Origin of the sequence: Roseomonas aerilata DSM 19363, assembly GCF_000711725.1 — a bacterium.
Taxonomy (GTDB): Bacteria; Pseudomonadota; Alphaproteobacteria; order Acetobacterales; family Acetobacteraceae; genus Roseomonas; species Roseomonas aerilata.
Genome location: NZ_JONP01000107.1, coordinates 1 through 4,534, shown reverse-complemented (window position 1 = coordinate 4,534; position 4,534 = coordinate 1). Strand labels below are relative to the sequence as shown.

Here is a 4,534-nt window from a genome sequence, read left to right as displayed (position 1 = left end):
GCTCGGGGCAGGCGGCGGCGGATCCCATTGGCAAACGCCTGGCCAAACTTGCGGCCCCATTGCCGCAGTGTTTCGTGGCTGACGGCGATGCCGCGGAAGGCCAGCATTTCCTCCACCATTCGCAAGCTGAGTGGGAGGCGAAAGTAGAGCCACACCGCTTGGCTGGTGATCTCGGCCGGGAAGCGATAACCGGCGAAGCTGGGGCAGGCGGCGGGGGCAGTCATCCCATCCGACTAACCGGTGGTGAGCCCATCGGGCAAGCTGGTGGCCGCCTGGAGTGGCCCCTATTTCGACAGGACACCGGGCGTAGCCCCGAGGGCCTAGGCATACGCCTGGGCATACGCCTATGCCGAACGACCCCACGCGCGTTGAAATCATCACCGGCCGCGAGCGCCGACGCCGCTACAGTGCCGAGCAGAAGCTCCGGCTGGTCGAGGAGACCATGCAGCCGGGCATGACGGTCTCGGCTGTCGCCCGGTTGCACGGCGTCTCGCCGAGCCTGGTGTTCGGGTGGAGGCGGCGCATGAGCGAGGGCGGCAAGGCCGCGATCCAGGCCGATGACGACGTGGTCGCCGCGGGGCGGCTGCGCGAGCTGGAAGGCCGCATCCGCGACCTCGAGCGCCTGCTTGGCCGCAAGACCATGGAGGTCGAGGTGCTTCGCGAGGCGCTAACCGCCGCCCGGGGAAAAAAGCCCGTCTGGCAGTTGCCGTCGCCGCCACAGGGCGGTTCCCGGTGACGGTCGTGGCCTGACACCTTGGGCGTGGCCCGCTCCAACTTGGTTCAGCAGATCCAGGGCAGCTCCCATCGGCGTGGCCGGTACAAGCGAGAGGGCGACGACGAGGTTCTAGCCGCCATTCGTCAGCTCTCCGATGCCCGCCCCACCTACGGTTACCGACGCATCACGGCCTTGCTGTCATGGCCCAAGGTCAGCTGCTCCTGGAGCGCCACACCACCCAACGACCAATCCGCGCCCATAAGGGCCGTGTTATCGCCTGGGCGTCGAACCTGCGCTGGTCCTCGGACGGGCTGGAGGTCCCCTGCTGGAACGGCGAGGTGGTGCGCCTCGCCTTCGCCATCGATACCCACGACCGCGAGATCATGGCCTGGGTCGCCACCACCGACGGCATCAGCGGCGAGATGATCCGCGACCTCATGTTGGCCTGCGTCGAGCGACGGTTCGCGGCCCTCAGGGCGCCCCATCCCGTGCAGTGGCTCGCCGACAATGGCTCGGCTTATGCCGCCCACGACACGCGCGACTTCGCCGTCGCGCTGAACCTCGTCGCCTGTTTCACGCTCGTCCGCAGCCCCGAGAGCAACGGCGTCAGCGAGGCCTTCGTGAAAACGCTGAAGCGAGACTACGCCCGCATCAACCCCAGACCCGATGCCGCCACTGTCCTCCAGCAGCTCCCGGCCTGGATCGAGGATTACAACGAGGCCCACCCCCACAAGGGCTTGCGAATGCGCTCCCCCGTGAGTTCATCCACGCCCAGCCTCAACCAGCCCCGTGTCCGGTTTGATGGGGGCAACTCCACCGCCCAAGTTGACTGTGTCGGTGGAAGAGCCACACGACGTGCCGGATGACCTCGGCCGGAAAGCGGCAGCCAGGGTATGTGGCGGGCTCTGCTGTCATCTGGCCAGCTTCGCCCAGCCACTTTGTTCCGGCCACCCTCCCACAACGTGGCAATGCCATTCGGCCCGTTGGTGCAGCCCACATGACCGCTGGCCCTGATGGAGTCCGCGGATTGGCGCCAAATTAACGGGGTGGGCTTTGCGCTCCGAAAGCTCTGCTGGCTCTGCCAATCCCCGGCCCTGCCGGTTCGCCATCACGTCGTCATCGCCCTCGCACGTCTGGAGCACGGTTCGGCAGCAGCCCTTCTCAGGCTGTGGCGTCGCACGCTGATCGGTAGACCTTTCCGGTTGTCATCATAGTCCAGGCAATGCCCCCATTTTGTTGGCCACCGCGACGGCCGCGACCGTTTTTGAACGTCACGTCACGAGCGCCTCGATTCGGGCGGCTCCCGCGGCCGCTCTGGCCTTGGGATAACGGATGACGCTGCGTGCGCTGATGAACAGCAGGTGCCGGAGGTAGGTGTCTCCGCGCTTGGTGATGCTGCCCAACCTGTCTTTTCCACCGCTCGAGTTCTGGCAGCGCAAGTCGAGTCAGACCGCAAAGTCGCGGCCGGAGCGAAAGGCGGCTGCATCCGGAACCGCTACTGCGATCGCCGTCGCGGTGATCGGACCAATGCCCGGTATGGTTGCGATCAGACGGCTCACCGGGTTGGCACGGTGTTGTTCGTCGATCCGAGCCTCGATCTGGGCAATGCGCTCCCCAAGGGTGGCGAGCTCGGCCGCGAGCATGGAGAGGATGTCGCGCACCTCGCCCGGTAGCCTCTCCGCCCCTTCCTCGGCCAAGCGCTCCAGGAGGGGCTCAACGCGGCCGATGCCCTGGCCCTTGATGAAGCCAAACTCAGCCAGATGGGAGCGGATGGCACACGCCGTCATGGTGCGTTGGCGAACCAGCAGCCGACGAGCGCGATGGAGCAGAAGGAGACCCTGCTGCTCCGGCGTCTTGACCGCCACGAAGCGCATGGTGGGTCGCATCACCGCCTCGCAGATGGCCTCTGCGTCGGCCGCGTCGTTCTTGCCCCGTTTGACATAAGGCTTGACGTAAGCGGGCGGCATGCGCCGGACGGTGTGTCCAAACCGCGCGATCTCACGCGCCCAGTAGTGAGAGGAAGCACAAGCCTCCATGCCGACCAGGCAGGGCTCAAGGCCTTGGAAGAAAGCGAGTACCTCAGTGCGCTTCGACCGCTTGCGGAGGATCGGAGCTCCTGCCGCATCGACACCGTGAACCTGAAACCAGTGCTTGGCGAGATCCAGCCCAGTCGTGGCAACTTGCATCTGGACATCTCCCTGCAGTGGAGGTGGACGACAGCAGCACCTTACAACATGCTCCCGTCAGGAGCGGGGGCCGTTCACCCCATCAACGGCAAGCGGCGCGATGAGCTGCTCAACGCCGAGGTGTTCAACACACTCGCCGAGGCCAAGGTGCTGATCGAAGGATGGCGGCGGCACTACAACACCGTCCGCCCACACTCCTCGCTGCACTATCGACCGCTCGCACCAGAGGTGTTCCTGCCGTCAGCTACGCCGTTCCCCCGCAGGCCATCCGCTCACCAGCTCAGGACAGGCCGCAGCCATGCTCAACTAAGAATTCGCCTGGTTCCCCTCGTAGGGGTTGGTCAAGCAGAAGACGGTCCAAGGGAGAATTGCACATTCACTGATTAGAAACGGGTCACGTGTAGATCTGGCTGCTGGCCCAGGACAGGTGCCACGCAGGCAAAATGCCTCTCGCAAATCAGGGCTCGAGAGCCATCTGCGGAAATCAAAATAATGCCCGAGGTTAGTGGAACTGCGTCGATTGCAGCCATCTATGTCGATGCTTACCGCCAGGCTGGCCTTAGCGATGGTGAAACGATCAAAGCCGCGTTTGCGGCAGCCTCAGCTGCTGGACCTTCAGAGGTAATATTCTCAGATCGGAACTACATTATTTCTGAAGAAATTAAGGTGCCCAGCGGCGTTTGCCTAGTTGGCAACGGCGCCACGTTGAAGTGGCCCCCAACGGGAGCACACCATACATTTTTCGACCTGACCGGCAGCAGCAACGTAACGATCAGTAAACTTGATTTCATTGGCGGTAGCAGAAACGAGCCTGCTCCCGTGCTTTGGCACAGTATAGTTATGAATAATTCTCACAACATCACGGTTGAGGATTGCAGCTTTACTGATGTAAAAGCCATTAGTATCATTGGCTCGAGTGACGTGACAATAAACCGGAATATAATCACCGGTGGCGTTGAAGGTATCATTGTTGGCAAACTTCAGCCAGACGATGTTGTCGCTCTTTCTCGGAACATAAACATCACTAATAACACAGTGGTTGGTCAAGCTCGCGAAGCAATCGACCTCAATAGCGACGTGTCAGAAGTTCTGATCAAAGGGAATTACTTTGGTGGGCGAACAAGCGCCTCTACTGCTACCAGCGACGAAATCATTGATGTCGGTGGTGGCTACATAGCACATGTGACGATTATAAACAACAAAATCGATGGCGCGAATTCCGTGGCTTACGGTATTCGGTTGAAGGAAAATGTTCAAGACGTCGTCATTGCGGAAAACGAAATTGTTGACATGTATGCTGGCGCTGGTGCGGCCATCATCACCGCCGCGGCCAAGAATGTTGAGGTCCGTGGTAACCTTATCAACGGCGCTTATAACGGCATTGAGGTGATCGGTTTGGCCACGGCCATTTTTACCGACAACCAATTTTCAAACGTAGCTTTGAAAGCTTACAAGTCCGACTATGGCGGAGGAACTCTTCAGGTTCTCAATACTGCCGAGACCCTGCTATCGCCTATGCCGCTCCGCCTCCAGGGATCAAGAGCGAGTGACGTCCTACAGGGCGCTGGTTCCGACGACTCCCTGGAGGGAGGTGACGGCAACGACACCCTGGACGGCGGCGCCCACAACGACA

The 4,534-nt window shown here is 61.6% G+C and carries 1 protein-coding gene and 4 pseudogenes; 3 read left to right on the top strand and 2 right to left on the bottom strand.

The annotated features are described in order from the left end of the window. Nucleotides 1-224: pseudogene (locus tag BO39_RS29015) on the bottom strand (IS6 family transposase); the annotation flags it as partial. A gap of 122 nt (nucleotides 225-346) precedes the next feature. On the opposite strand from BO39_RS29015, the pseudogene BO39_RS32250 reads away from it, so the two are divergent. Continuing rightward, a pseudogene (locus BO39_RS32250) lies at nucleotides 347-1,470 on the top strand (IS3 family transposase); the annotation flags it as partial. 406 nt (nucleotides 1,471-1,876) lie between these two features. Here BO39_RS32250 and BO39_RS29000 read toward each other — a convergent pair. Continuing rightward, nucleotides 1,877-2,901: pseudogene (locus BO39_RS29000) on the bottom strand (IS110 family RNA-guided transposase). Between the two features lie 81 nt (nucleotides 2,902-2,982). On the opposite strand from BO39_RS29000, the pseudogene BO39_RS35560 reads away from it, so the two are divergent. Both BO39_RS35560 and BO39_RS33430 read left to right on the top strand, forming a co-directional pair. Continuing rightward, nucleotides 2,983-3,171 (top strand): annotated as a pseudogene (locus tag BO39_RS35560) (integrase core domain-containing protein); the annotation flags it as partial. Nucleotides 3,172-3,393: 222 nt separating this feature from the next. Beyond that, nucleotides 3,394-4,534 (top strand): right-handed parallel beta-helix repeat-containing protein (locus BO39_RS33430; protein WP_156964142.1); only part of this gene is annotated, 1,141 nt, incomplete at its 3' end.